At 68.4% G+C, this 26,588-nt stretch carries 24 protein-coding genes; 20 read left to right on the top strand and 4 right to left on the bottom strand.

The genetic code is table 11. The features are described 5' to 3' along the window. Positions 1-85: 85 nt before the first annotated feature. Entirely contained in the window at positions 86-1,567 is a 1,482-nt protein-coding gene (locus I6H87_RS18090) for a glycine betaine ABC transporter substrate-binding protein (protein ID WP_011615165.1), read from the top strand. On the opposite strand, the gene I6H87_RS18085 is transcribed toward I6H87_RS18090, so the two are convergent. After that, positions 1,564-2,982 (bottom strand): aminotransferase-like domain-containing protein, encoded by a 1,419-nt coding sequence (locus tag I6H87_RS18085; RefSeq protein WP_011615166.1) that lies wholly within the window; start codon positions 2,980-2,982, stop codon positions 1,564-1,566. The two genes, I6H87_RS18090 and I6H87_RS18085, sit on opposite strands and share 4 nt — an antisense overlap. 151 nt (positions 2,983-3,133) lie before the next feature. Between I6H87_RS18085 and I6H87_RS18080 the strand changes: the two genes are divergently transcribed. The 3 genes from I6H87_RS18080 to I6H87_RS18070 are packed head-to-tail and all read left to right on the top strand — an operon-like array spanning position 3,134 to position 6,521. Continuing rightward, positions 3,134-3,319, top strand: a complete 186-nt coding sequence (locus I6H87_RS18080) for a DUF2970 domain-containing protein (protein WP_010811552.1) — start codon at positions 3,134-3,136, stop codon at positions 3,317-3,319. 15 nt (positions 3,320-3,334) lie between these two features. Beyond that, positions 3,335-4,669 (top strand): cytochrome c, encoded by a 1,335-nt coding sequence (locus I6H87_RS18075; protein ID WP_011615167.1) that lies wholly within the window; start codon positions 3,335-3,337, stop codon positions 4,667-4,669. 7 nt (positions 4,670-4,676) lie between these two features. Next, entirely contained in the window at positions 4,677-6,521 is a 1,845-nt protein-coding gene (locus I6H87_RS18070) for an NAD(P)/FAD-dependent oxidoreductase (protein WP_011615168.1), read from the top strand. A 7-nt stretch (positions 6,522-6,528) separates the two neighbouring features. Here the strand turns inward: I6H87_RS18070 and I6H87_RS18065 are convergent, their stop codons facing one another. Both I6H87_RS18065 and I6H87_RS18060 read right to left on the bottom strand, forming a co-directional pair. Beyond that, positions 6,529-7,431, bottom strand: a complete 903-nt coding sequence (locus I6H87_RS18065; RefSeq protein ID WP_010811555.1) for a 1-acylglycerol-3-phosphate O-acyltransferase, YihG family — start codon at positions 7,429-7,431, stop codon at positions 6,529-6,531. Between the two features lie 467 nt (positions 7,432-7,898). Then, complete coding sequence (locus I6H87_RS18060; protein ID WP_155737085.1) at positions 7,899-8,228, bottom strand: hypothetical protein; 330 nt, start codon at positions 8,226-8,228, stop codon at positions 7,899-7,901. A gap of 80 nt (positions 8,229-8,308) precedes the next feature. Here I6H87_RS18060 and I6H87_RS18055 point away from each other — a divergent pair, with 80 nt between their 5' ends. Continuing rightward, positions 8,309-9,142, top strand: coding sequence for an autotransporter family protein (locus I6H87_RS18055; protein ID WP_010811557.1), 834 nt, complete (start codon positions 8,309-8,311; stop codon positions 9,140-9,142). 24 nt (positions 9,143-9,166) lie between these two features. On the opposite strand, the gene I6H87_RS18050 is transcribed toward I6H87_RS18055, so the two are convergent. Next, positions 9,167-10,123, bottom strand: coding sequence for a SphA family protein (locus I6H87_RS18050; protein WP_041687301.1), 957 nt, complete (start codon positions 10,121-10,123; stop codon positions 9,167-9,169). 135 nt (positions 10,124-10,258) lie between these two features. Here I6H87_RS18050 and I6H87_RS18045 point away from each other — a divergent pair, with 135 nt between their 5' ends. From I6H87_RS18045 to I6H87_RS17980, 15 genes are all read left to right on the top strand, one after another. Beyond that, the gene (locus tag I6H87_RS18045; RefSeq protein WP_155737086.1) at positions 10,259-10,429 is read left to right on the top strand and encodes a hypothetical protein; all 171 of its coding nucleotides are present in this window, start codon (positions 10,259-10,261) and stop codon (positions 10,427-10,429) included. Next, positions 10,426-10,749: a hypothetical protein gene (locus I6H87_RS34410; protein WP_231881396.1), complete on the top strand. Its 324-nt coding sequence runs from the start codon at positions 10,426-10,428 to the stop codon at positions 10,747-10,749. Before I6H87_RS18045 ends, I6H87_RS34410 begins: the two co-directional genes overlap by 4 nt. Beyond that, positions 10,686-11,222: a hypothetical protein gene (locus tag I6H87_RS18040; protein WP_011615172.1), complete on the top strand. Its 537-nt coding sequence runs from the start codon at positions 10,686-10,688 to the stop codon at positions 11,220-11,222. Before I6H87_RS34410 ends, I6H87_RS18040 begins: the two co-directional genes overlap by 64 nt. A gap of 30 nt (positions 11,223-11,252) precedes the next feature. Further along, positions 11,253-12,416 carry a BamA/TamA family outer membrane protein gene (locus tag I6H87_RS18035; protein WP_011615173.1) on the top strand — a complete coding sequence of 388 codons (1,164 nt, stop codon included), beginning with the start codon at positions 11,253-11,255 and terminating at the stop codon, positions 12,414-12,416. A gap of 69 nt (positions 12,417-12,485) precedes the next feature. After that, on the top strand, positions 12,486-12,881 hold the full coding sequence (locus I6H87_RS18030) for a hypothetical protein (protein WP_011615174.1): 396 nt from the start codon (positions 12,486-12,488) through the stop codon (positions 12,879-12,881). Between the two features lie 147 nt (positions 12,882-13,028). Further along, on the top strand, positions 13,029-14,273 hold the full coding sequence (locus I6H87_RS18025; protein WP_011615175.1) for a formylglycine-generating enzyme family protein: 1,245 nt from the start codon (positions 13,029-13,031) through the stop codon (positions 14,271-14,273). Positions 14,274-14,337: 64 nt separating this feature from the next. Next, entirely contained in the window at positions 14,338-15,414 is a 1,077-nt protein-coding gene (locus I6H87_RS18020; RefSeq protein WP_011615176.1) for an HAD family hydrolase, read from the top strand. 70 nt (positions 15,415-15,484) lie between these two features. Continuing rightward, the gene (locus tag I6H87_RS18015; RefSeq protein ID WP_011615177.1) at positions 15,485-17,242 is read left to right on the top strand and encodes an arylsulfatase; all 1,758 of its coding nucleotides are present in this window, start codon (positions 15,485-15,487) and stop codon (positions 17,240-17,242) included. 93 nt (positions 17,243-17,335) lie between these two features. Further along, positions 17,336-19,981 carry a fused MFS/spermidine synthase gene (locus tag I6H87_RS18010; protein ID WP_011615178.1) on the top strand — a complete coding sequence of 882 codons (2,646 nt, stop codon included), beginning with the start codon at positions 17,336-17,338 and terminating at the stop codon, positions 19,979-19,981. Next, positions 19,978-20,952, top strand: coding sequence for an AAA family ATPase (locus tag I6H87_RS18005; RefSeq protein WP_011615179.1), 975 nt, complete (start codon positions 19,978-19,980; stop codon positions 20,950-20,952). The genes I6H87_RS18010 and I6H87_RS18005 overlap by 4 nt, the downstream gene beginning before the upstream one ends. 20 nt (positions 20,953-20,972) lie before the next feature. After that, on the top strand, positions 20,973-21,995 hold the full coding sequence (locus I6H87_RS18000) for a DUF58 domain-containing protein (protein ID WP_011615180.1): 1,023 nt from the start codon (positions 20,973-20,975) through the stop codon (positions 21,993-21,995). After that, complete coding sequence (locus tag I6H87_RS17995; protein WP_011615181.1) at positions 21,992-22,531, top strand: DUF4381 domain-containing protein; 540 nt, start codon at positions 21,992-21,994, stop codon at positions 22,529-22,531. The genes I6H87_RS18000 and I6H87_RS17995 overlap by 4 nt, the downstream gene beginning before the upstream one ends. Next, complete coding sequence (locus I6H87_RS17990; protein ID WP_011615182.1) at positions 22,518-23,555, top strand: vWA domain-containing protein; 1,038 nt, start codon at positions 22,518-22,520, stop codon at positions 23,553-23,555. Before I6H87_RS17995 ends, I6H87_RS17990 begins: the two co-directional genes overlap by 14 nt. Then, positions 23,555-25,198, top strand: a complete 1,644-nt coding sequence (locus tag I6H87_RS17985) for a VWA domain-containing protein (RefSeq protein WP_062804624.1) — start codon at positions 23,555-23,557, stop codon at positions 25,196-25,198. Before I6H87_RS17990 ends, I6H87_RS17985 begins: the two co-directional genes overlap by 1 nt. Further along, a complete protein-coding gene (locus tag I6H87_RS17980) occupies positions 25,195-26,583 on the top strand; it encodes a BatD family protein (RefSeq protein ID WP_011615184.1) in 1,389 nt (462 codons plus the stop codon). The genes I6H87_RS17985 and I6H87_RS17980 overlap by 4 nt, the downstream gene beginning before the upstream one ends. Positions 26,584-26,588 lie beyond the last annotated feature (5 nt).

The raw sequence follows: 26,588 nt of genomic DNA, 5'->3' as shown, positions 1-26,588 counted from the left end.
TATCGGGACAGACGTTTTGGCTTGGATCCGCGGCAGTCGGGAGATCGGGAGAACAGGGCGCGCGTTGTGGCGGGCAGTGGCCTGGGTGCTGGCTGCCGCACTCGCGGGCGCGATGCCGGCGCGCGCGGCAGATCCGCTGCGTATCGGCTCCAAGCGCTTCACCGAGTCGTACATCCTTGGCGAACTGCTGACCCAGGCCGCGGGGCCGCCCGGCGCCGCGCAGCACCAGCCAGGGCTGGGCAATACCGCGATCGTCTTCGAGGCGCTGAAGGCCGGCGGCATCGACCTCTATCCCGACTACACCGGCACGCTCGCCGCCGAAATCCTCAAACTGCCCCCGGGGGCCGGCCTCGATGCCATCCAGCGGGCACTGGCGCCGATGGGGCTGGGCGCGGCAATTCCGCTTGGTTTCGAGAACACCTACGCGCTGGCCGTGTCCGATGCCCGCGCCGGTGCGCTGCGCCGGCTGAGCGACCTCGCCGCGCAGCCGCAGTTCAGGCTCGGCCTGTCCCACGAGTTCCTGGGGCGCGCCGACGGCTGGCCGGGGCTGGCCAGCCGCTATGGACTGCCGCAACGCCCGGTCGGGCTGGACCATGGCGTCGCCTACGAGGCCTTGGCCGCGGGGCAGGTCGATGCCATCGACATCTATTCCACCGACGCCAAGATCCGCAAGTACAAGCTGCGCGTGCTGGAAGACGACCGGCACTACTTCCCGCGCTACGACGCAGTAGTGGTCTACCGCCTTGACGTACCGCAGCGCTTCCCGCAGGCCTGGCAGGCATTGGAGCGGCTGGCCGGGCGCGTCAGCGCCGACGACATGATCGCCATGAATGCGGCGGCGGAGATCGATGGCCAGTCATTCGATGCAATCGCGCGCGCGTTCCTGGCCGGCACTGCGGGGCAAAGGGCAACGCATGACGGTGCCGAACCGCGCAGCCGGCTGGCTGCCGCGCTGTTCGGGCCCGACACCACGCGCCTGGCGCTGCGCCATGTCGGCCTGGTGGCGGGGGCGGTCGGCGCGGCAACGCTGGTCGGCGTGCCGCTGGGGATGCTGGCGGCGCGGCGGCGGCGCACCGGACAGGCTGTGCTGGGCGTGGTCAACGTGCTGCAGACGGTGCCGTCGCTGGCATTGCTGGCGATGCTGATCCCGCTGCTGGGCCGCATCGGCGTCTGGCCGGCCATGGTGGCGCTGTTTCTCTATGCCTTGCTGCCGATCGTGCGCAATACCGCGACCGGGCTGGAGCAGGTGCCGCAGGGCATGCGCGATGCGGGGCGGGCGCTCGGGCTGCGCGGCGGACAGGTGCTGCGCTATGTAGAGCTGCCGCTGGCCTTGCCGGTGCTGCTGGCCGGGGTCAAGACCGCGGCCATCATCAGCGTCGGCACGGCCACAATCGCGGCCTTTGTCGGCGCCGGTGGTTTCGGCGAGCGCATTGCCACCGGGCTGGCGCTCAACGACACAGCGCTGCTGCTGGCCGGCGCAATCCCGGCGGCCGTGCTGGCACTGGTGGTACAGGCAGCGTTCGAGACCCTGGAGTGGGCGCTGCGCCGCCATCGCGATGCGCGCTAGCTGCCTTGCTGCTGCACGATGAGCCGGCCGAGGGTGGCTACCGCAGCCTCGGCCTCATCGCTCCACAGGTGCCCGTAGTTGAGCCGGATGCAGTTGCGGTAACCCTGCCGCGCCGAGAAGATCGGACCCGGCGCCAGCCCGATGCCTGCCTCCAGTGCGGCATGGTGCAATGCCAATGCATCGAAGCCGGGCGCAAACTCGACCCACAGGAAATACCCGCCCTCCGGCCGGGACACGCGCACATCTTCCGGGAAGTGCTGGCCGATGGCATCGATCATGCGCCCCTGCTGCATCTCCAGCACATGGCGCAGCTTGCGCAGGTGCTTGTCGTAGCCGCCGTGCTGCAGGTATTCGGCCAGCGCCACCTGCGTGGGCACACCGGCAGACAGCGTGGTCATCAGCTTGAGCCGCTGGATGGCTTCGCCAAAGCGGCCCGGCGCCACCCAGCCGATGCGGAAGCCCGGCGCCAGCGTCTTCGAGAACGAACTGCAGTGCATCACCAGGCCCTGCGTATCGAAGGCCTTGGCGGGCAGCGGGCAGCGGTTGCCGAAGTAGAGCTCGCCATAGACATCGTCCTCGATCAGCGGCACCTGGTGGCGCGCCAGCAAGGCCACCAGTGCCTTCTTCTTGTCTTCCGACATGCTGGCGCCGAGCGGATTCTGGAACTGCGTCATGAACCAGCACGCCTTGACCGGGTGCCGTGACAGTGCGGTGTCGAGCGCGCCCAGGTCGATGCCTTCGGCGGGGTCGACCGGGATCTCAACGGCCTTGAGCCGCAGCCGCTCCAGTGCCTGCAGCGAGGCATAGAAGCCGGGCGATTCGATTGCCACCACGTCGCCCGGCTGCGTCACCGCCATCAGGCACAGGTTGAGCGCCTCGAGCGCGCCGTTGGTGACGATCAGGTCCTCGGCCGGCTGCGGCGCGCCCGCGCCCAGGTAGCGCAGCGCGATCTGGCGGCGCAGCGCGGTATTGCCCGGCGGCAGGTCGTTGACCGAGTACCACGGGTCGAGCGCGCGGCCGGCGCGCGCCAGCGACTTGCCCAGCCGCTCCCACGGGAACAGCTCGGGCGAGGGAAAGGCCGAGCCGAACTGCACCAGCTCGCGGTCTCGCGCGCCTTCCAGCACGGCGAAGACCAGCTTGGAGATGTCGACCTGCGTCGACACCTGGCGCGACGGCCGCGCCTGCGGCTGGGGCAGCTCGCGCCGCGCCGGTCCCGCCACGTAGTAGCCGGAGCGCTCGCGCGCCCGCACCAGCCCGCGCTCTTCCAGCCGGTAATAGGCCTGGAAGGCGGTCGAGGGGCTGACGCCATACTGGGCCACGGTCTTGCGGATCGACGGCAGGCGCGTGCCCGGCGGCAGGCTGCCGTTGCGGATATCGGCAGCCAGGGTCTCGGCAAGGGCTTCGTAGCGTTTCATGGCGGGCGGGCGGGGGCGGGGCGGGTGAGCGCATTATCTCCCGGACAGGCAAACTGATACGTAAAATTTCCTGCTATCTGATGCTGTTATGGATGGCACGGACGGCCCATAATCGGCACTGGTACACAAAGGCGTTGTGCAAGGAGATGCCATGAACCCGTTGAGGCTGTTGCGGACCGTGCTGTGGGGCTTCTTTGGCCTGCGCCAGGGGCAGGAGCACCAGCGCGACCTGGACACCTTGCGCCCGGTACCGCTGATCCTGACTGGCGTGGCCGTGGCCGCCGGGCTGGTGGTGTGCCTGGTGCTTGCGGCAAACTGGGCGGTATCGGCTGCCTGACCTGAAACTGCTCCCATGCATTTCCTGCCCCAAGGACCTGGTATCGCCACAGCCCGTGCGCTGCGCAAGCTGGCCTGCCTGACGCTGGCGGTGCTGCTGCCCGTGGGCATGGCGCTGGCCGCCACCGACACGCAACAGATCGAACGCGGCCGCTACCTGGCGCGCATCGCCAACTGCGCCGCGTGCCATACCAGCGAAGGCGGCAAGCCGTTTGCCGGCGGGCTGCCGATCCGCACGGCGGTCGGCACGGTTCATTCGACCAATATCACGCCCGATGCCGGCAGCGGCATCGGCGCCTATACGCTGGCCGAGTTCGACCGCGCCTTGCGGCACGGCGTGGCGCGCGATGGCAAGCGGCTCTATCCGGCGATGCCGTATCCCTCGTACGCGCGCATGCGTGCCGAGGACGTGGCGGCGCTGTACGCCTACCTGCGTGCCGAGGTGGCGCCGGTCACGCAGCGCAACCCCGCGCCGCAGATGCGTTGGCCGTTCAGCATGCGCAGCCTGCTGGCCGCGTGGAACGTCCTGTTCGTCGATGACGACCCGGTCCGCACCGACCCCGCGCGCGGCGCAGCCTGGAACCGCGGTGCCTACCTGGTGCAGGCGGTGGCGCACTGTGGCGCCTGCCATACGCCGCGCGGCAACCTGTTCGCCGAGAAGGGGCTGGACGAGCGCAGCCGCCATTTCCTGTCCGGGGCGAGCGTGGAGGGCTGGTCCGCCACCAACCTGACCGGTGACCAGGTCACCGGCCTGGGCGCGTGGTCGCGCGCGGATATCGCCGAGTTCCTGCGCACCGGGCGCAACGGGCACGCGACCTCGTTCGGGCCGATGTCCACGGTGATCTCCACCGCCACCCAGTACATGAGCGCGCCCGACCTCGATGCCGTGGCCGCCTACCTGAAATCCCTGCCCGGCGCGCGCGGCGAGGACAAGCCGTTCCGGCATGATGCCGCCACCGCGCAGCAACTGCGGCAGGGCCGCTTCGATGTGCCCGGTGCGCGCCAGTACGCGGTGTTCTGCATGCCTTGCCACGGCGCCGACGGCAAGGGCTTTGCCCGCGTGTTCCCGCCGCTGGCCGGCAACCCCACCGTGGCCGATCCCGACCCGGCCTCGCTGGTGAACCTGCTGCTCGACGGCGCCGTGACCGCGCGCGTGGGCACCGCACCGGCGGATTACCACATGCCCGGCTATGGCTGGACGCTGGACGACCAGGAACTGGCCAATGTGCTGACCTTTATCCGCGGCAGCTGGGGCAACCGCGCGGCGCCGGTGCCGGAAGCCGCCGTGGCGGCACGGCGCAAAGAGCTGGCCGCGCAGCACCCGGCCGCGGCAGGCGACGCATCCCGATGAGCACCCGATGACGATTACGCGCAGAGACTTCCTCAACGGAACCGCCCTGACCATTGCCGCCGGCCTTGCGCCGGTGCAGTTGCTGCACGCGCAGCAGGGCGGGGCAGGCGTGGCGTATCCGCCCGCGCTGACCGGTCTGCGCGGCAACCATGCCGGCACCTACACGCTGGCGCACAGCCTGGCGCGCGAGGGCGCGAAATACCCGGTCGTGCTGGCGCGCGAGGCTTTCGACCTGGTGGTGGTCGGCGGCGGCCTGAGCGGCCTGGCGGCGGCGTGGTTCTACCGGCGCCGTTTCGGCGCCAACCGGCGCATCCTGATCCTGGACAACCACGACGACTTCGGCGGTCATGCCAAGCGCAACGAGTTCACGGTGCGCGGCAAGCGGCTGGTGACCTATGGCGGCAGTGCAGAAATGCCGGCAGGCGCTGCCAGCGACGCCGCGGTGCGCGAACTGCTGGCGGGGATCGGGCTCGATGCCACGCGCCCGCCTGGCACTGTGCCTGCGGATCCCTATGGCGCGCTCGGCATGGGCCGCGCCGTGTTCTTCGATGCCGAGCATTTCGGGCGCGACCAGTGGGTGGCTGGCGATCCGTTCGGCGAGCTGATCGATGTTCGCAGCGGGCAGCAGGCCGGTGCCCCGGACGCGGCTGCCCTGTCGCGCTTCCTGGACAACACGCCTTTGCCTGTGGCGGACCGCGCCGCGCTGGCGCGGCTGGCCGCCGGCACCACCGATTACCTGCCGGCGCTGTCCGGCACCGAGCGCGCGGCTGCGCTGCGCTCCATGCGTTACGCCAGCTTCCTGCGTGACAAGGCCGGCATCGGCCTGGCCGGGCAGCGCTTCCTGCGCAGCCGCAGCAACGATGCCTATGCGCTCGATGTCGATGGGATTTCGGTTGCCGACGCCATCGCCATCGGCCTGCCTGCAGGCGCCAACATGCCCGCGCCGGCGGGCAATGTGCGGCTTGGCAAGTCGCCGGCATCGCGCCTGTGGTTTCCGGATGGCAATGCCTCGCTGGCACGGCTGCTGGTGCAGAGCCTGATCCCGGGCGTGGCGTCGATCGCCCGGCCGGCCGATGTGGTGTCGGCCGCGTTCGACTACAGCCGGCTGGACCGCGACGGGCAGCCGGTGCGCCTGCGCCTGAACAGCACCGCGATCGCGGTCGAGCCCGACGGCAATATCACGCGCGTGACCTACGGGTTCAGCGGCAACCTGCATCGCGTCGAGGCGCGCCACGTGGTGCTGGCCGGCTACAACATGATGATCCCGTACCTGCTGCCGTCGCTGCCGGCCAAGCAGAAAGAGGTGCTGCACAACGAGGCCAAGGCGCCGCTGGTCTACACCAAGGTGGCGCTCGACCACTGGCAGGCGTTCGCCGCGCTGCGCACGCGCCGCATCCACGCGCCGGCCATGGCCTATACCGACCTGTGGCTGGAACCGCCGGCGGGCAGGCAGCCCTCCGATCCGGCCGTGCTGCACATGCTCTATGTGCCGACCGTGCCTGACAGCGGCATGCAGGCGCGCGACCGCTTCCGCGCGGGCCGCGCCTTGCTGCTGGGCACGCCGTTCGACACGCTGGAGCGCGACATCCGCGCGCAGCTTGACCGCATGCTCGGGCACAAGGGCTTTGCTTCGAAGGACGTGATCCGCGGCATCACCGTCAACCGCTGGGCGCATGGCTACAGCTATATGCCCGACAGCCTGGCCGCTGAGAACGTGGCGCCCGACGCGGTGTGGCCCGGGCTGGCCGGCGTCGGCAATATCAGCATCGCCAACAGCGACAATGCCGGCAGCCCTTCGCTGACCGCGGCGGTGGGACAGGGGAAGCGGGCAGTCGAGCGGCTGCCCGGGTAGCAGGGCTTCAGCCTTCGCGCGGCGGCGTCAGCGCATCGATCTCGGCGTCCTTGGCTTCCCACTGGCGTGCCAGCCAGTTGTGGAATTCCGTGCGGAAGGCCTTGTCGCTGCCGTAGTCGGCCTCGCAGAAGGCCGGCGGCACCGGCAACTGCCGCATGCGCACCAGCACCGGGCCGGCGCGTCCGCAGGCCAGGTCCCAGAAGCCTGGCGCGCCTTCCGGGTACACGATGGTGACGTCGAGCAGGGAGCGGAACTTGTTGCCCATCGCATTCAGCGCCACCGCCAGCCCGCCGGCCTTGGGCTTGAGCAGATGGCGGTACGGTGAGTCCTGGGCCGCGCGCTTGGCCTCGGTGAAGCGGGTACCTTCGGCAAACACCATCACGCTGGTCGGCACCAGCGAAAACTTCGCGCAGGCGCGCTTGGCCGTTTCCTGGTCCTGGCGCCGCAACGCCGGATTGCGCCGCAGCTGCGCCTTGCCGTGTCGCTTCATGAACGGAAAGTCCAGCGCCCACCACGCCAGCCCGATAACCGGCACATAGATCAGCTGCTGCTTCAGGAAAAACTTCAGCAGCGGGATGCGCCGGTTCAGCGAGCGCTGCAGCACGAAGATATCGGCCCACGACTGGTGGTTGCAGTTGACCAGGTACCAGTCGGCATAGCGCAGTCCCTCATTGCCCTGGACGTCCCACGGCTCACGCTGGATCCACGCGAACCAGCCGGTGTTGCCGGAGATCCAGGCGGTGGCGATGCCGTTGAGCATCGGATCGATGCGCCGCCTGGCGGGGGCAAACGGCAGCACCAGCTTGAGCAGCGCGAGCGGAAACAGCAGCGCGCACCAGAACAGCGTGCTGGCAATCAGAAGCGTCCAGCTCAGGATACCAGTCAGCCACGCGAAACGGCCCCGCGGCACAAGAGCCGGGCGGCGTGCAGCCACGGAGGGGGGCGGGGGCTTGGGTTGGCCCGCGTCAGCGGCGACGGGCGGAGAAGAGGGCAGTGTGGTCATGGGCGCCAGTGTGCAGGCTTGTAATGGATCGGGGCTTGAGCCTGATCAACGCGGACGTTGGCGCGTGGATCCCTCAAGTTGACGCTGCTACCCCGTTCGGCTGACGCAGCAGGCTTAATACAGCCTACCAAATGTTTCACTGGTGCGCAGATTGCCGGTTCCCGAGAATGCAACAAAAATCCTACAAAGGAGATCACTGTGCGAGTTGCGGGACCAGGCATGCAGCACGGTGCCATCATCAAGCGGCGACGCAACCACGCCCTGCGGCCGATTGCCGCGCTGATCGCTTACTGGCTTGCGCCGGCCGGAACCATGGCCCTGGCAACGCTCGAAGTCCGCGCACAGACCGCCTGCGGCACGATTGCCAGCGGCACTTATACGGCACTGTCCTGTACGCCTGCATCGGGCAACGCCGAGATGGAGACCGTGTCAGGCACCACCTTCAATACGAACACAGGCGCGAGCCTGCGCGCGCTCGCGAGGGGGGCGAATGCCTCGGTGACCCTGACCGGGACCACCATCACGAATACCACCGCCACGGCTGCCAGTGGCGTGGCGTCACAAGTCATCACCAACCCGGGCGATGCCAGCGTGACGTTCAATGGCGGCACCAGCGCCATCACGATGCAAGGGGCCGGCATGGACGGCGTTGCCGTCACCAACAGCACGGCCGGCGGGTCGGCTATCACCGTCAATGCGGGCACGACGCTGAACCTCAACAACCTGGTTGGCGGCAACGAGCGCGACGGGTTCGATATCAATGCCACCGGGGGCGGCAACGCCAGTGCAGGACAAGCCGCGCAGCGGCTGGCTGCGCGCAGTGGGCAAGTGGGAGGGCAGCCGCAGCAAGGACGGCAACTTCCGCACCCGCACCGACAGCTTCCTGCTGCACGGCGGTGCCGAGCTGGCCAGGTGGCGTGTTGCCAGCGAGACCGACCGCCTGCATGTCGGCGTAACGGGCAGCTATGGCAACGCCAGCACCGACGCGGATGCCGCCGGCAACCCCACGCGGGCCAGGGGCAAAGTGGAAGGGTGGGCTGCGGGTGTCTACGGCGCCTGGTACCAGAACGACGAGAACAAGCTGGGCGCCTATGTCGATGCCTGGTTCCAGTATGGCTGGTTCACCAACCGCGTTGAAGGCGACCAGTTGCCGACGGTGCGATACCACGCGCAGGGACTAGGGCTGTCGGGGGAAGTCGGCTATGCCATCCCACTGCCGCGCGACTGGGTGATCGAGCCGCAGGCGCAGCTCATCTATGTCAACTACAGCGAGGACGACATTGCCGAGCCCAACGGCACGCGCGTCAGCGGGGCGGATTCCAGCGGGATCATCGCGCGGCTGGGCGTACGCACGCATCGGACCTTCGTGCGCGAGGACGGCCGCAAACTGCAGCCGTATGCGACGGTGAACTGGTGGTATTCCGATACCGACACCAATATCTCGTTCAACCAGTTGCCGATCGGCGGGCTGTATCCGCATAACCGCTTCGAACTGAAGCTGGGGCTGAACGCCGATCTCGGCAAGCGCTGGACCGGCTGGACCAATGTGTCGGGTTCCTGGGGCCAGCAATCCTTTTACCAGTACGCGCTGAGGGCAGGGGTGAAGTACACGTGGTGAGCGGGCTCACCGCGCGCGCGGCCATCAGAACACGACAGTCGCTGTCCCCATGAACGTGTTCGTGCTCTTCAGGCGGTTCTTGCCGGCAACGGTCGGCACCCAGCGCAAGCCCAGCGACAGCAGGCTCTTCGCGCCGATCTTGGTGTCGTAGGTGACGATCGGGCCCACCGCCCAGTCATGGCCGCGGAAGCCGTTCAGGCGGTCGGCCAGCGGGCCGCTGTCGTCGCCGAGCTGCTGCGTCGTGCCCGCGATCAACCCGAGGCCCGCGCCGTTGGCAAAGCGCTTGAGCAGCATGGTGTCGAGCGTGAACAGCGGTGCGTTCTGGTAGTCGGTGGCGTTGTTGCGGGTGTAGAACTGGACCCCGGCGACGGCATCGAACTCGAGCCCGTGTTCGGGGAACAGCTTGGTGTAGGCCACTTGCGGAATAAACGTCCAGTTGTTCAGGCTGGGGTTGGCCAGTGCGTTGGGATCGTACTTGCCGGTCGGCGCCCACACATTCAGGCTCAGAGCCACATGCTCGGTCTTTGAGAAATGGTAGCCCGCGATGATCGGCGCGAAGGTGATGTCGAACAGGTTCGATGCAGTGTCCTGGGTGCTGGCGCCCCGGCCGCCGGCGCTGATGTTGGCCGTGACCTTGGTCCAGACATAGGGCAGCGTGAAGCTGGAGGCAAAGTTCCAGGGGCCGGTATCGGTGTCCCATACCTTCATCACCGTTGCCAGGGTGAACGCGACCTTGCCGTCCACGCCCAGCGCCGTCTTGCCTGCGATGGGCACGTTTCGGCTGCCGCCGATCGAGCCATCCAGGTAGATCTCGCCGACATTCACGATGAGCGCGGGTTCCGGCGACACGATCCCTACATTGGGGAGCACGCTGGTGCCGGTCACGGGTCGCCCCAGGGCGCCTTCAGTCGCGTTCGCACCTGCACAGGCAAAGAGGAAGGAAGCAGCAATGGCCAGCCGGTTTGCGATGGTCGTTGACATATTCAAGGAACAAGGAATGCAAGGCCGGCCAGGCGCTTGCCGGAATGCCGGCCTCTGGCGCATGCCTGCCCGCGCCAGCTATAGTGAAATTACACAGTAAGGCAATGCCCCACCCTCATATTTTTGTGACATTGCATGCTACCAGCAAAGACCCCTGTCACTGCCAGCGCGCAAGCCGACGAAAATCTTCATCACGGCATCGCAAATATTTACTTCACAGGCCTTGAGGCGGTCTGCGATGATGGAAGCGCCGATATTCAATCGGCGGGCGTTACCAATTTCATTCAGGGCAACGATTCCAAATGAATTCAGTCATGCAGGGATTAAGGCTTGCTGCGGGCAGCGTGGCAGCAACATTGCCGGCGCTTGCCTGTGCGGCAGGGCCCTCGACGGATGACATGAATGCGTCAAATAATCCGCTGAGCCCGACCATTACCCTGAATCTGCAGGACCAGTACGTGGGACGCTATTACGGACTCGGCGACGAGGACGGAAACAGCGTCCTGCTGCGCGGCACCATTCCGCACAAGCTGTTCGGGTTGCCGCAGATCGTCGGTTCACGATGCCCGTCGTCACCACGCCGAATGTCGCGCCGGATGGCAGCAAGACCGGACTGGGCGACCTGAACCTGTTCAACCTGGTGTTGCTCAAGGGCCTGGGCATGGAATGGGGCATTGGCCCCCAACTCACCATTCCCACGGCATCGCGCGACCAGACCGGCACCGGGAAATGGCAGGCCGGCCTGGCCGGCGTGGGTATTTCCCCGCAGAAATGGGGCATGATCGGCGGGCTCGTGACCTGGCAGCATTCATTTGCCGGGGAAAGCGACCGGCCCACCCAGGACAACCTGACCGCGCAGCCGTTCGTGATCTATAACCTGCCGCAAGGCAGGTACCTGCGCAGCACCGCAACCTGGAATTTCGACCTCAAGCGTGGGAATTACTACATCCCCCTCGGTATCGGCGCGGGCAAGATCTGGAAAATCGGCAAGGAAATCTACAACCTGTTTGCCGAGCCGCAATGGACGGTGGGGCACGAGGGAGTCGGGGTGCCCAAATTCCGGGTGTTCATGGGCTTGAATATCCAGTTCCCGCTGTAGCCATAAGCAGGGACCTTTCATAACTTGCTGATGACCCGCTCCCAGGCAAGCCAGCGCATTGCATCGCTGCTAAGCGCACTGGCCTTGCTCTGGTGCGACGCCGCCTTCGGCCAGGCTGAAGCGCCGGCTGAAAAGAAACCGCTGTCGTTCTTCGATCCTGAGGACGGCAAGCTGGACATGAGCGACTTCCTGCTCAATCACAAGGGCGCGCTGCCGGTGCCGGTCGTTATCACGGAACCAGCCGTTGGCTACGGCGGCGGGCTGGGGCTGATGTTCTTCTCGGAATCCATGGCGGATGCGGCGGCCAGCGCCAAGGCCAGTGGAAAGGGGCCCGCACCGCCGAACATTACAGCCATCGGCGGTGCGTATACGGAAAACGGCACCTGGGGCGCAGGCGTGGCGCACTTCCACACGTGGGACGGCGACCGCTACCGTTATCTTGGGGGCATCGCCAAGGTCAATGCAAACCTGGACTACTTCGGCTTGCTGAACCAGCCCCGTGCCTACGAACTCAGAGGCGTGGCATTGGTGCAGCAACTGCTCGTGCGGGTTGCCGATACGCGTTGGTACGTGGGGCCGCGCTACGTGTATTTCGATTCGACCGCGACCTTCAAGGTTGGCGATGCGGGTGAAGTCGGCAGCTTCGACAAGACCCAGCGCATCGGCAAGGCCGGGTTGGTGGTCGACTACGACTCGCGCGACAACATCTTCTATCCCAGCCGCGGCAGCTATGCCGAGCTGGAGGCGCAGTTCGCGCGCGGCGGCTTCGGCAGCACGCAGTCATTCAATATGTATAACGCGCGCGGCTTCACCTGGCTGCCGCTGGCGCGCACCGTGATCCTGGGGCTGCGCGCCGATACGCGCTTTTCCACCGGCGACGTGCCGTTCTACGCGCAGCCGTTCGTGGACCTGCGCGGGGTACAGAAGGGGCGCTGCCAGGACCGCAATGCGCTGGCGGCAGAAATGGAGCTGCGCTGGGACGTGACGCCGCGCTGGTCGCTGCTGGGCTTCACCGGCTTGGGCAAGGCATATGGGCGCTGGCATGATTTTTCCGATGCATCGACCATCTACAGCGTAGGCGCGGGCTTTCGCTACATGATTGCGCGCAAGCTGGGGGTGTCGATCGGTCTCGATGTGGCCCACAGCAAGGGCCAGAACGCCTTCTATATCCAGGTGGGGAGCGCATGGCACTGAGTTGCGAGGTCCGCCCGATGTGCCGGTAGGCTGTCCGGGCGCCCACGCGCCCAACCTGCTCGCTACGCTATGGCAATCAAGAAGATCAAGGACAGGCGGGGCATGATGGCCAGGCTGTCCGCCTCCGATGAGACGTCCAGCCGGAACTACCTGCGCGAAGCGGTGCTGCTGTGCGAAACGCATCTGGCCGGGCTGCCGGATGTCTCCAAGCCTTACTTCGGCGGGCACTTCGTCTGGCAAAACCGCGTTCACTACTATGTGGCAGGCCAGGAGAACGGCGGCCGCAGCCGCTTGATCGAGGTGTTCGTGATCGACGCTGGCGAAAACCTGGAGCCGCTGCACGCCTTTCAGTATCCGCCACCGCTGGCAGCGCTGTTTCCGGCGGACTACGGCATCCTCAATGAGGGTGAGGAAGATCCGGCGGCCCTGACGAAGATGGTGCCAAGGGCAGATAGCGAGCGATGAGCAGGGCGCCAGTGGCAGTGCGCGCAAGAAAAACTTAATTCACTTGGCCCCCGAACGAGAAAAAGCTGACTTCTGATAACCGTAGCCATCTGAGATCATGGTTTGCGCTGAATCAGCATGATTTTTGTATACAAAGAGGCGGAGTGAATGAGCGGACGACGTAAAGGCAGCAATCCCGGCGCGGGCGCGGGGCGTTCCGGCTCGGTTGCGCTTGCCGCGGGACGGCGCAGCGGGCAGAGGGCACTGATCCTGGTGCTGCTGGGTCTCGGGGTCGCAGCAGGCCTCGGCGCCAGCTACTGGTACATGAAGGGGCGGACGCCAACGGCGCCCGCCATCGTCATCGGCGATGGCAAGCGCGGACCCGCTGGCATGGTGCGCGTGCCCGGCGGTGAGTTCCTGATGGGCAGCGACAGCAAGATGGCGCAGCCCAACGAAAAGCCGGCCCACAAGGTGCGCGTGCACGCCTTCTGGATGGACCAGCACCACGTCACCAACGCGGAATTCCGCAAGTTCGTCGAAGCCACGGGCTACGTCTCGACCGCGGAACGGGCACCTGACTGGGAAACCCTGCGGGTCCAGCTGCCGCCCGGCACGCCGCGCCCGCCCGACAGCGCCATGGTGGCCGGCGGCATGGTCTTCGTGGGCACGCCGCGGCCGGTGCCGCTGCAGGACTACTCGCGCTGGTGGCGTTATGTGCCCGGTGCCGACTGGCGCCATCCGACCGGTCCTGGCAGCTCGATCGAAGGCAAGGACAACCACCCGGTGGTCCAGGTCTCGTATGAAGACGCGCAGGCCTACGCCAAGTGGGCCGGCAAGCGCCTGCCCACCGAGGCGGAATGGGAGTTTGCCGCGCGCGGCGGGCTGGAGCAGGCCACCTATGCCTGGGGCGAGCAGTTCGCCCCCGACGGCAAGCAGATGGCCAATGTCTGGCAGGGCCAGCAGAACCAGCCGTTCCCGGTGGTCAGCCCCAAGGCGGGCGGGGCGCTCGGCACCAGCCCGGTTGGCACTTTCCCGCCCAACGGCTATGGCCTGGCCGACATGACCGGCAATGCCTGGCAGTGGGTGTCCGACTGGTATCGGGCCGACCAGTTCCGGCGCGAGGCCGGCAAGGCCCAGCCGATCGAAAACCCGGTCGGCCCGATGGCCTCGTGGGATCCGGCCGAGCCCGGCGTCCCGGTGAATGCGCCCAAGCGCGTCACGCGCGGCGGCTCCTTCCTCTGCAACGAGGATTTCTGCCTCAGTTACCGCCCCAGCGCGCGGCGCGGGACCGACCCGTACAACAGCATGTCGCACCTCGGTTTCCGGCTGGTGATGGACGAGGGCCGCTGGGCGGAACGGCAACGGCAGGCGCCGGTGGCCTTGGCCGGCCAGTCCGGGCAGGCGGCTCGATAGCGCTGCGCCCGCGCGAACCAAAGCACAACGACGAGCACGACAGCACGCGACAGGAGTGAACCATATGGACATCGCTGCCACCCGCGGATTCCTAGCCAGCCCCTCGCGCAGGGCCATTGCCGCGCTGGTGCTGGCCGGCCTTGCGCTTGCGGGCTGTTCGACGCCCGCCACGGCGCCCGAGTCTCAGGCCGCCGTCACCCAGGCGGCGCAGCCGGCCGCGCAGGCTTTGGCGTCGTGGCGCGACGGTGCGGCACGGCAGGCACTGCTGAAGTTTGTTGCCGACGTGACGCGCAAGGGCTCGCCGACATTCGTGCCGCCCGAGGAGCGCGTCGCAGTGTTCGACAACGACGGCACGCTGTGGAGCGAGCAGCCGCTGTACTTCCAGTTCTTCTTCCTGCTCGACCAGATCCGCGCCGCCGCGCCGCAACACCCGGAGTGGCGCAACAACCCCGCCTTCAAGGCGCTGATGGCCAACGACATGGAGGGCCTGATGCGCAACGAGAAGCAGCTGGCCGGCCTGGTCGTCACGGCCAACAGCGGCATGACCACGGACGAGTATGACCGCACCATCCGCGACTGGCTGGCGAAATCGCGGCATCCCAGGTTCAACCGGCCCTATACCGAGCTGGTCTATCAACCGCAGCTGGAACTGCTGTCCTACCTGCGCGCCAACGGCTTCAAGACCTACATCGTCTCCGGCGGCACCATCGAGTTCATGCGCCCCTGGAGCCAGGCTGTCTATGGCATTCCGCCCGAGCAGGTGATCGGCTCCTCGCAGGCCGTGCGCTACCTGGTGCGCGACGGCAAGCCGGTGCTGGTGCGCGACCCCAAGCTGGAATTCGTGGATGACGGGCCGGGCAAGCCGGTCGGCATCTACCGCCATATCGGCCGCCGGCCGATCCTCGCCGTGGGCAACTCCGACGGCGACCTGCAGATGCTGGAGTACACCACCGGCGGCGACGGTCCGCGCATGGGCGTGCTGGTGCATCACGACGATGCCGAGCGCGAGTTCGCCTATGACCGCCAGTCAAAGGTGGGCAAGCTCGACAAGGCACTGGACGCTGCCCGCGCCAAGGGCTGGACGGTGGTCAGCATGAAGCAGGACTGGCAGCAGGTTTACCCCACGGCTGGTGCGAAGTAGGCAGAAGAGGGAGCCGGCATGCCAGGCGTGCCGGACGCAGGTTGAAGCTGTTTGACTATCGGGAGCAGCAATGCAACGAATGACAGAGTCCACCCCGGCAAGGCGCGGCGCGCGCTTTGCCATGGCCGCAATGGCGATCGCCATCGCGGCGATCGCCGGCTGCAAGAAGGCAGACGAGCCCAAACAGCAGGCGCCTGCCGCGCAGCAGCCGGCGACCCCGGCCCCGGCTGCGGCGGCGCCGGACACGTCCGCGACGCCGGCACAGCCGCCGGCGCAGTCCAACCTGCCGGTTGCACCTGAAGCCGCTTCCGCGCCAGTGGCTGTCAATACGTCGGGCAAGAAGCCCAACATCCTGGTGATCTTCGGCGACGACATCGGCCAGACCAACATCAGCGCCTACAGCATGGGCGTGGTGGGCCATCGCACGCCGAACATCGACCGCATCGCCCGTGAGGGGATGATCTTCACCGACTACTACGCCGAGAACAGCTGCACGGCGGGCCGCTCGTCGTTCATCACGGGCCAGTCGCCGCTGCGCACCGGCCTGTCGAAGGTAGGCGCGCCGGGGGCGACCGTGGGCTTGCAAGCCCGCGATGTGACCATTGCCGAGGCCCTCAAGCCGCTCGGCTACGCCACCGGCCAGTTCGGCAAGAACCACCTGGGCGACCGCGACGAGTACCTGCCGACCAAGCACGGTTTCGACGAATTCTACGGCAACCTCTATCACCTGAATGCCGAAGAAGAACCGCAGCGCCCGTACTGGCCGAAGGACAAGAACGATCCATTCGTGAAGAACTTCTCGCCGCGTGGCGTGCTGCACTCCACGGCCGACGGCAAGATCGAGGATACCGGTGCACTGACTACCAAGCGCATGGAGACCATCGACGACGAGACCACCGACGCGGCGCAGAAGTTCATTACCAAGCAGGTCCAGGCCGACAAGCCGTTCTTTGTCTGGATGAACACAACCCGCATGCACGCGTTCACCCATGTGCGTCCGTCCATGCAGGGCCAGAGCGGCATGCCCGGCAACGATTACGCCGACGGCATGATCGAGCACGACGGCGACGTCGGCAAGCTGCTCAAGACGCTCGATGACCTGAAGATCGCGGACAACACCATCGTCATCTACACCACCGACAACGGCCCCAACCAGTGGTCCTGGCCTGATGCGGCAAGCACGCCGTTCCGCAGCGAGAAAAACACCAACTGGGAAGGCGCGTTCCGCGTACCGGCGATGATCCGCTGGCCGGGCAAGATCAAGGCGGGCACCGTCAGCAACGAGATGTTCTCCGGGCTTGACTGGTTCCCGACGCTGCTGGCTGCCGTTGGCGACGGCGATATCAAGGAGCGGCTGCTAAAGGGTACGTCGCTTGGCAGCAAGAACGCCAAGGTACACCTCGACGGCTACAACCAGTTGGCGTACCTGACGGGGCAGACCAACAAGGGCGCGCGCAAGGAGTTCTATTACTTCAACGACGACGGCGTGCTCGTGGCGATGCGCTATGACGACTGGAAGGTCGTCTTCTGCGAGCAGACTACACCGGGCGGGTTCCAGGTCTGGCAGGATCCGTTCAAGTGCCTGCGGGTGCCGAAGATCTTCAACCTGCGCATGGATCCGTATGAACGCGCAGACATCGTTTCTGACCAGTACAACGACTGGCTGGGCAAGAACGCGTACCTGACCGAGATCGGGACGATGAAGGCTGCGGCGTTCCTCCAGACCTTCGTCAACTACCCGCCGAGCCAGCGCCCGGCCAGCTTCAGCATCGACCAGGTGCGCGAGCAGGTCGACAAGAAGATTGAAGAATCGATGAAGAAGAAGTAATGCAGTCAGTCATCAGCGCCGTCCGCCTGTGACGGCAGTTGAAACCGGCGAAGGCCCGCGTACGCGCGGGCCTTCGCGCCAACGGTCCAGTTCATGATCGAATCTCATGCCGCCCCGGGCGGCAATGGTGGCAAGGACGGGCGCCGGGCGCGCTCCGTGAAGACCGAATATTCCGCATCCGCCTTGGCGCTGCGGGGCAACACGGCCGACCAGACGTGGCTTTGGGCGGCCGTGTTGCTGTTCATATCCGGCACGGCCGGACTGGTTTACCAGATCGTCTGGATCCGCCAGCTGTCGCTGGTGGTTGGCGTCGACGTGCACGCGGTCACCACCGCGGTCAGCGCCTTTTTTGGCGGGCTGGCCCTGGGCGGCTGGCTGTTCGGCCGCGTGGCCGACCGCCACGGCAATCCGCTGCGCCTGTATGCGTGGCTCGAAATCGGCGTCCTGGTGCTGGGCATCGGCGCCACCGTGGCGCTGGCGCATGCGGCAGCGCCGTTCGCCTGGCTGGAGCAGCGCACCGGATGGCTGGCGTGGGCCTTGCCCTTTGTGCTGGTGATCCTGCCTGCAGCCGCCATGGGCGGCACCTTGCCGGTGCTGATGCGCGTGCTGACGCCAGGTGCCGGCCGTGTGGGCGTGCATGGCGGGCGGCTGTATGCCGCCAATACGGCCGGCGCCATCGCCGGCACGCTGCTGGCTGGATTCGTGCTGGTGCCGCTGCTGGGCATCCTGGGCAGTGCGGTCACGGCAGGCATGCTCAATGGCGCCGCGGCGCTGGTGGCCTGGCTGCTGGCTGCGCGCACGCAAGCTGCGGCCGAGCCGGTTGCCGCCGCTGCCGGGCAAGGCGCCGCTGCCGGCGGCGATGCCGCCAACGGCCGGCTGGCGCTGGTGCTGTATGCCGCTGCCGGCGGCATTGCCCTCGGCTACGAAGTGGTCTGGTCGCAGGCCATCGTGCAGTTCCTCAGCACGCGTACCTTCGCCTTTACCGTGGTGTTGGCAACGTACCTTGCCGGCCTGGCTATCGGCAGCGCGCTGGCTGCGCGCCATGCCGACCGGGTGCGCGACCCCTGGGGCGCCTTCGGCCTGCTGGTGACGGGGGCGGGGCTGGTGGCGTTGCTTGAATTCGTGCTGCTGGGCGAATGGCTGCTGCGGGCGCAGGGCAGCCTGTCCGCCTGGGTGCAGGGGCTGACGTCCAGCCCGCTGGTGGCGGCCTGTGCCAGCTTTGCGCTGGCGGCGCTGTCGGTCGTGTTCGTGCCCACGCTGTTGCTGGGCGCGGCGTTCCCCTTCGTGCTCCGCGTGAGCGTCGATAGCCGGCACGTCGGCGCCGGCGTCGGCAGCGTGGTGGCGCTCAATACTCTGGGCGGCATCGCCGGCACGGCGCTGGCCGGCTTTGTGCTGGTGCCATACCTGGGGCTGGTGCATACGCTGTCTCTGCTGGCAGTGAGCGCTGGCGTGGTCGGCGTGGTGGCGGTGGCGCTGGGTAGTGGTGTGCGCCGCGTAGCGCGCTGGGCGGTGCCGATGGTCAGTGTGCTGGCCGTGATCGCCGCCGCGCTGGCGCCTGCGGACCGGCTCGCCACGCTGCTGGCGCGCGCCCGCGGCGGCGACCTGGTGTTCTACGAGGAGGGCCGCGGCGCGACCGTGGCCGTGGTGGAGCAGACCTCGTCCAGCAACCGCTTCCGACGCCTGTATATCCAGGGCGTCTCCAATTCGGGCGATGCCATGACCTCGCAGCGCTATATGCGGCTGCAGGCGCTGCTGCCGTTGATCGTGCACAACGGCACGCCCAAATCCACCCTGGTCATCGGCCTTGGCACCGGTATCACGGCCGGCGCCACGCTGGCCTGGCCTGGCCTTGAACACCGCGTGGTGGCGGAACTGCTGCCGCCGGTGGCGCGCGCCGTGCCCAACTTCGAGGGCAATTTCGGCGTGGCCACCGACAAGCGCATGGACATCCGCCTGCGCGACGGCCGGCGTGAACTGCTGCAAAGCACGCAGCAGTACGACCTGATCACCCTGGAGCCGCCGCCTCCGTCGGCGGCTGGCGTGGTCAACCTGTATTCGACCGATTTCTACCGCCTCGCGGCAGCGCGGCTGCAACCCGGCGGGCTGGTGGCGCAGTGGCTGCCGCTGCCGACGCAGAACGACGAAGACACCCGCATGCTGGTGCGCAGCTTCCTGGACGTGTTCCCGCACGCCATGCTGTGGACCACCGAGCTGCACGAGATGATGCTGGTGGGTTCGCTGTCGCCGCTGGCGCTGGATGCCGCGCGCATCCGCACGCGCTTTGAACAGCCGGAAGTTGCTGCCGCGCTGCAGGCCGTGGGCGTGCGCTCGCCGGCGGCGCTGATGGCGACCTGGGTCACCGACCGCGCCGGCCTGGACTGGTATGCGGCCGATGCGCCGGCCGTCACCGATGACCGCCCGCGCATCGAATACGCCGGCTGGGTCCGCCGCGACGCCTTCCCGGAAACCTTGTCCAGGCTGCTGTCGCTGCAAAGCGAACCCCCGCTGGCGGGCGCCGATGACGCATTCTGGCGCGACTTGCGCCGCGAGCGCGAAGTGCTGCACACCTTCTACCGCGCCGGCCTCGATGCCTACCGCGGTGACCGCGAAGCCTGGGCCAGCCATATCACGCAGGCCATGCGCGCCGATCCCGACAATCCCTACTACGCCTGGTTCGTCGGCGGCCAGTCAGCTCGCCCCGCCCGCCGCGCACCTGCTGAACCAAGGAACACGCCATGAGCGCACGCGACGACGTCCTGGCCCTGCAGCAGCGCATGGGCGAATCGATTGTGGGGCAGCAGCGCATGATCGAACGCTTGCTGCTTGGCCTGTTGGCCGATGGCCACCTGCTGGTGGAAGGGTTGCCTGGGCTGGCCAAGACGCGGGCCATCAAGATGCTGGCGCGCAACCTGGATGCGCGGCTGTCGCGGATCCAGTTCACGCCGGACCTGCTGCCCGCCGACATCACGGGTTCAGAGGTGTACTTCACCGAAGGCGGCAAGGGCGAGTTCCGATTCCAGGCCGGCCCGGTGTTCGCCAACCTGGTGCTGGCGGACGAGGTCAACCGCTCGCCGGCCAAGGTGCAGGCGGCTCTGCTGGAAGCCATGGAGGAGCGCCAGGTCACCGTCGGCGGCACCACCCACAAGCTGGAGCCGCTGTTCCTGGTGATGGCCACGCAGAACCCGATCGAGCAGGAGGGCACCTATCCGCTGCCCGAGGCCCAGATGGATCGCTTCCTGATGCATGTCAGCGTGGGCTATCCCGAGGCGGACGCCGAGGCCGACATCGTCAAGCTGGCCCGCGAGGAAGAGGCCGGCGGCGGGGCGGTGGGTGGGGCGCAGGCAGTGCGGCTGGCGCCCGAAGCGATCTTCGCCGCGCGGGCGGAGATCCATGGCATCCATGTCAGCGATGCGGTGGAGCGCTACATCGTGACGCTGGTGCAAGCCACGCGCGCCCCCAAGCCCGTGGACGACGACCTCGACAAGTGGATCCAGATCGGCGTGAGCCCGCGCGGCTCGATCGGGCTGGACAAGGTGGCGCGCGCGCACGCCTGGCTGCATGGGCGCGATTTCGTCACACCCGAGGATGTGCAGGCGGTGGTGCACGACGTGTTCCGCCACCGGCTGATCCTGTCGTACGAGGCGCATGCGGCCGGCATCGGTGCCGATGCCGCAATCGACCGCCTGGTGCAGCGGGTGGCGGTGGCTTGACGGCGCGCGAGGGCTAGCCGATGCGTCTGCCGTTCCGCGCCATGGCCCGCGCCGCGCCATCTGCGGTGCAGGCGCCGGCTGCCGCGACCGTTGCCGGCGTCAGCGTGGACGCGGCGGCGCTGGCCGCGCTGGAAGTGGCCGCGCGCGACTTCCACTTCCTGCCGCGCCAGCCGGTGCACAGCGTGCTGGCCGGCCGCCACGCCTCCAAGGTGCGCGGACGCGGACTGACCTTCGAGGAACTGCGCCTGTATCTGCCCGGCGACGATATCCGCAGCATGGACTGGCGCGTGACCGCGCGCACCGGCAAGCCGCACGTGCGCGTCTACACCGAGGAAAAGGACCGTCCCGTGCTGCTGGTGGTGGACCAGCGCATCAATATGTTCTTCGGCAGCCGGCGCGCGATGAAGTCGGTCAGCGCGGCCGAGGCGGCAGCGCTGGCCGCCTGGCGCGTGCTGGCCGAAGGCGACCGCGTCGGCGGCGTGGTGTTCGGCGACGCGAAGGCCGAGGAGTTCACCCCGCGCCGCAGCCGCGAAGCCGTGCAGCAGCTGCTGGGCGCCATCGCGCGCTTCAACCAGGCCTTGCGCGCCGATGCGCCGGCGCGGCGCGCCGCGGGGAAGCTGAACGCGGCGCTGGAGCGCGCCGCGCGCACGGCGCGCCATGACTGCCTGGTTATCGTCATCAGCGATTTCGACGGCCATGACGACCGCACCCGCGACCTGATGCTGGAAATGGCGGCGCGCAACGACGTGCTGACCATCCTGGTCCACGATCCCTTCCTGAGCGAGTTGCCGGAGTCCGGCCAACTGGTGGTCAGCGACGGCGAACTGCAGGTGGAGCTGGGCTTCGGCCACGCGGCCACGCGGCGCAGCATTGCGGAGTTTGTCGATACGCACGCCAAGGCGCTGCTGGACTGGCACCACGCCATCGGCGTGCCGCTGCTGCCGCTGTCGGCGGCAGAGGAAACGGCGCTGCAGCTGCGCCGGCTGCTGGGCCGCCCGCTGCAGCAGACGCCGGTGCGGCAACGCGCAGGAGCGGCGCGATGAGCCTCACGCACAGCACCGCAGCGGGCGTCGAAGACAGCACGGGCGTGGCTACGCTGGCCACCCTTGCCGACGTAGCCGTGCCGCCGCCCCCATCCTGGGCGCCGCAGACCATCGGCTGGCCGATCGCCGGCGCCTTGCTGCTGCTGGCGCTGGCCTGGGCAGGCTGGCGCGCGTGGCGGCGCTACCGCGCCAACCGCTACCGGCGCGAGGCGCTGGCCGAACTGGCAGGACTGCCGCTGGGCGCTGACCCCGCGCACCGCGTCGCCGCGCTGCGGCAGATGGCGGCGCTGCTCAAGCGCACGGCGCTGGCCGCGTGGCCGCGCGCCCAGGTTGCCAGCCTGGCCGGCGCCGGCTGGGCCGAATTCCTGCAGGCACACGCCGGGCGCGCACAAGACGCCGCGCCGCTGCTGGCTGCGCTGGTGCAGGACGCCGAATACCGCGACGACGCGGTGCTGGCGCAATGGCCCGAGACGCAGGTGCAGGCGGTGGCCGGCACGTGCCGGCGCTGGATCGCGGAGCACCATGTACCAGTTTGAATACCCCTGGCTCTTCGTGCTGCTGCCGCTGCCGTTGCTGCTGTGGTGGTGGCTGCCGCCGTACCGCGAGGAAAGCCCGTCGGTGCGCCTGCCGTTCTTTGGCGAGGTGGCCAGCGCCGCCGGCCTGACCCCGGCCACCGGGGCCGTGGTGTCGCGCCGCAACCGGCTGCAATGGGTGCTGGCGCCGCTGGCGTGGGCGCTGGTGGTGACGGCGCTGGCGCGGCCGCAGTTCCTGGAGGCACCGATCCAGAAGGTACAGCCGGCGCGCGACCTGCTGATCGCGCTGGACCTGTCGCAGTCGATGGACACACGCGACTTCGGCGACCCGTCCGGCGCGCTGATCCCGCGCGTGCAGGCGGTGCGGCAGGTGGTGAGCGGTTTTGTCGCCAGGCGCCCGGGCGACCGCATCGGCCTGATCGTGTTTGGCGACGCGCCGTACCCGCTGGCACCGTTCACGCTGGATCACCAGTTGGTGCAGACGCTGATCACCGGCCTGCTGCCGGGCATGGCCGGGCCGAGCACGGCGCTGGGCGATGCCATCGGGCTCGGCATCAAGATGTTCGAGCACAGCGAAGCGCCCGAGAAAGTGCTGATCGTGCTGACCGACGGCAACGACACCGCCAGCCGGATGCCGCCCGAGCGCGCGGGGGGGATCGCCAAGGAGCGCAAGGTGGTGGTACATACCATCGGCATCGGCGATCCCAATGCTTCGGGCGAGGAGAAGGTCGATCTCGGCGTACTGCAGCGGCTGGCCGCGCAGACCGGGGGGCGCTACTTCTTCGGCGCCGACCAGGCCGGGCTGGAGACCATCTACGCGACGCTGGACCGGATCACGCCGCACAACCAGAAGACCTTGTCATGGCGGCCGCGGCGCGAGCTGTTCATGTGGCCGCTGGGGGCGGCGCTGGCGCTGGTGCTGGCGTACCAGTTGCTGATGCTCGGCTACTCGGCGTGGTTGTCGCGCCGGCGTGGCACGGCCAAAGGAGCTGACGAGATCGCGAATGCCGCCGGGGAGGGGCGCTGATGCAGGCCCTCGACACGCTTGCGCACTTCCATTTCCTGCGCCCGTGGTGGCTGCTGGTGCTGGTGCCGGCCGCGCTGCTGGTGTGGGCGGTGCAGCGCCGCGGCGATGTGCGGCGGCGCTGGCGCCAGACCATCGCGCCGCACCTGCTCGACGCGCTGGTGATCGGCGAACGCCGCCGCGTGGCGCTGCGCCCGGTGCACCTGACCGCGCTGCTGCTGGCACTCGGCGCCATCGCGCTGGCAGGGCCGAGCTGGCGGCAGGAGCGCCCGCCGTTCCTGGATGACAAGGCACCGCTGGCGATCGCCGTGGACCTGTCGCGCACCATGGACGCGGTGGACGTCACGCCCACGCGGCTGGAGCGCGCCAAGCTCAAGATCAAGGCGCTGCTGGCGCGCCGCGGCGGCGGCCGCACGGCGATCTATGCCTATGCCGGCTCCACTCACCTGGTGCTGCCGCTGACGGACGACACCAACCTGCTGCAGACCTTTGTCGATGCGCTGCAGACCCGCATCATGCCGGTGCCGGGGCGCGACATGGCACAGGCGCTGCGCACCATTGACGCCGACCTGGCGCGTGAGCCGGTGCCCGGCACCATCCTGTTCCTGACCGACGGCGTGGACCCCGCCGCCGCCAGGGCCTTCCGCGCGCAGGCGGACAGCGGCCGCAGCCAGCCGGTGGTGCTGGCCATCGGCACGGAACAGGGCGGGCCGCTGCGCAATGCAGCGGGCGGCTATGTCGAACAGGACGGCGCACGTGTGTTCGCGCGGCTGGATGTCGCGGCGTTCAAGCGCTTCGGCGACGACAGCGGCACACCGCTCGCCACCTTCACGCCCGGCAGCGACGACGACGTGGCGTGGGTGCAGCGCCATGTGCAGTCGCACCTCGAACAGATGCAGGCTGGCGACCGCACGCGCTGGAAGGATGAAGGCTGGTGGCTGGTGCTGCCGGTCACGCTGCTGGCCATGCTGTGGTTCCGCAAGGGATGGACCGTGCGCTGGACCGCCGGCCTGCTGCTGGCGCTGGCGTTCGCTGCGCCGCAGCCGGGCTTGCGCGCACAGCAGGCCGATGGCGCGCGCCCGTGGCGCTTTGCCGACCTGTGGCTGACGCATGACCAGCAAGGCCGCCGCGCCTTCGAGCAGGGCGACTTCGCGCGCGCCGCGACCCTGTTCGACGATGCGATGTGGCGCGGCATCGCCCAGTATCGCGCCGGCCAGTACGCGCAGGCGGTGCAGAGCTTCGCGCTGGTCGATTCACCGCAGGCCGACTACAACCAGGGCAATGCGCTGGCGCGGCAGGGCCAGTACCAGCAAGCCGCCGCGCGCTACCGTCAGGCGCTCAGGCGCCAGCCGCAATGGCCGGCGGCCACGGCCAACCTGGCGCTGATGGAAAAGCTGCTGGCGCAGCAGAAGCCAAAAGACAAGCCAGACCCCGACGACCAGGAAGAGCCCCCCGACGTGCCGCCGGATGAAATCAAGTACGACGCCGCGAAGCCGCCGGAGCAGGGCGGCCAGTCCATGCATATCGGCCTGACGCAGGACGCCGAGATGTGGATGCGCGCGATCCGGACCACGCCGACCGACCTGTTGCAGCGCAAGTTCGCGCTGCAGCGCGGGCAGGCCGCACCGCAGCAGGGGCAGCGATGAGCGGCCGCGCCGTGTGTCAGCGCGGGTGGCTGCGGCGGCTTGCGCCGCTGGTCATCTTGCTGATGGCGGCGTTGCTGCTGCCCTTGCTCGCGCGTGCCGCCGAGCCCATCGTGCGCGTGGAAGTGGGCGCGAAGCAGCCGGTGCTGGTCGGCCAGCAGATCAGCATCGACGTCACTATCCTGGCGCCCAACTTCTTCATGTCGGCGCCGGCCTTCCCGGTGCTCCAGGTGCCGGGCGCCGTCGTCACCATGCCTGACCAGCGCGCGTTGAACTCGACCGAAACCATCGATGGGGTTGGCTACGCCGGCATCCGCAAGACCTATGCCTTTACCGCCGAGCAGGACGGCGACTTCGAGCTGCCAACCGCGACCGTGCGCTTCACTTATGCGGGCGACGACGGCGCGCCGCGCGAGGGCAGCGTGACCTTCCCGCCCACGCGGATCCGCGCGGGAGCCGGCGGCGCGGTGAAGGCCGGCGCCGGAACCGGACGGCCCTTGCTGCCGGTGGCCCGGCTCACCGTGACACAGGCGCTGGACCACGCCTCCGACGAAGGCACCGTGCGGCTGCGCGCGGGCGATGCCCTGGTGCGCACCGTCACCACCTTTGCGCCGCAGACCCAGGCCATGATGATCCATCCGCCGCACGCCGCGGCGCCGCGCGGGGTGCGTGTCTTCAGCGCCGATGCGCGGCTGTCCGATCACGCCCAGGACGCGCCCGGGCCGGGCGGCACGCGCGTGGATGCCATCACCTACGTGTTCGAGCGGACCGGTACCTACACGCTGCCGGCGGTGACAGTGGATTGGGTCGATCCGGCCACACGCAAGCCGGCAAAGTCCGAAGCGCCCGCGATCAGGGTGGTAGTGGCTGCCGCGCGCGCGGACAGCGCGCTGGCCCCGGGCGGTCCGTCTGCCGGCGCGCTGCCGGGCGAGGGCGGCTTGCCCTGGCGGACATTGCTGTGGGGGGCAGTGGGGCTGGTGGCTGTGCTGGCAGCCGGGCTGTCGTGGTGGCGTATGCGGCCGGCGCTGGCCCGGCTGCGCCAGCGGCTGGCCGAGCGCAAGCGCGCCCGCGCCGAAGGTGCCGACGCGCAGCTGGAAGCAACGCTGCAAGCCTGCCAGGCAGGCAATGCCGCTGCCGCCAGCCAGGCGCTGGGCGCATGGACGCGCGCCGCCCACGGCACCACCCCCGCAGTGTGGGCAGAGTCGGTCGGCGATGCCGCCCTTGCCGATGCCGTGACCGACCTGCAACGCCATCTCTACGGCGCGATGCCGGCCCAGGCCGCCTGGAATGGCACCCCGTTGGCCCAGGGCCTGCGCCGCCATACTGCCAGGGCGCCGGTGCGACGGCACCGGCAAGCCATGCCCGCTCTGCCTCCGCTCAATCCCTGACAATC

It is taken from the genome of Cupriavidus necator, assembly GCF_016127575.1.
Classification (GTDB): domain Bacteria; phylum Pseudomonadota; class Gammaproteobacteria; order Burkholderiales; family Burkholderiaceae; genus Cupriavidus; species Cupriavidus necator_D.
Note: the sequence above shows the minus strand (reverse complement) of the source record. Positions and strands in the feature narration are given on the sequence as shown.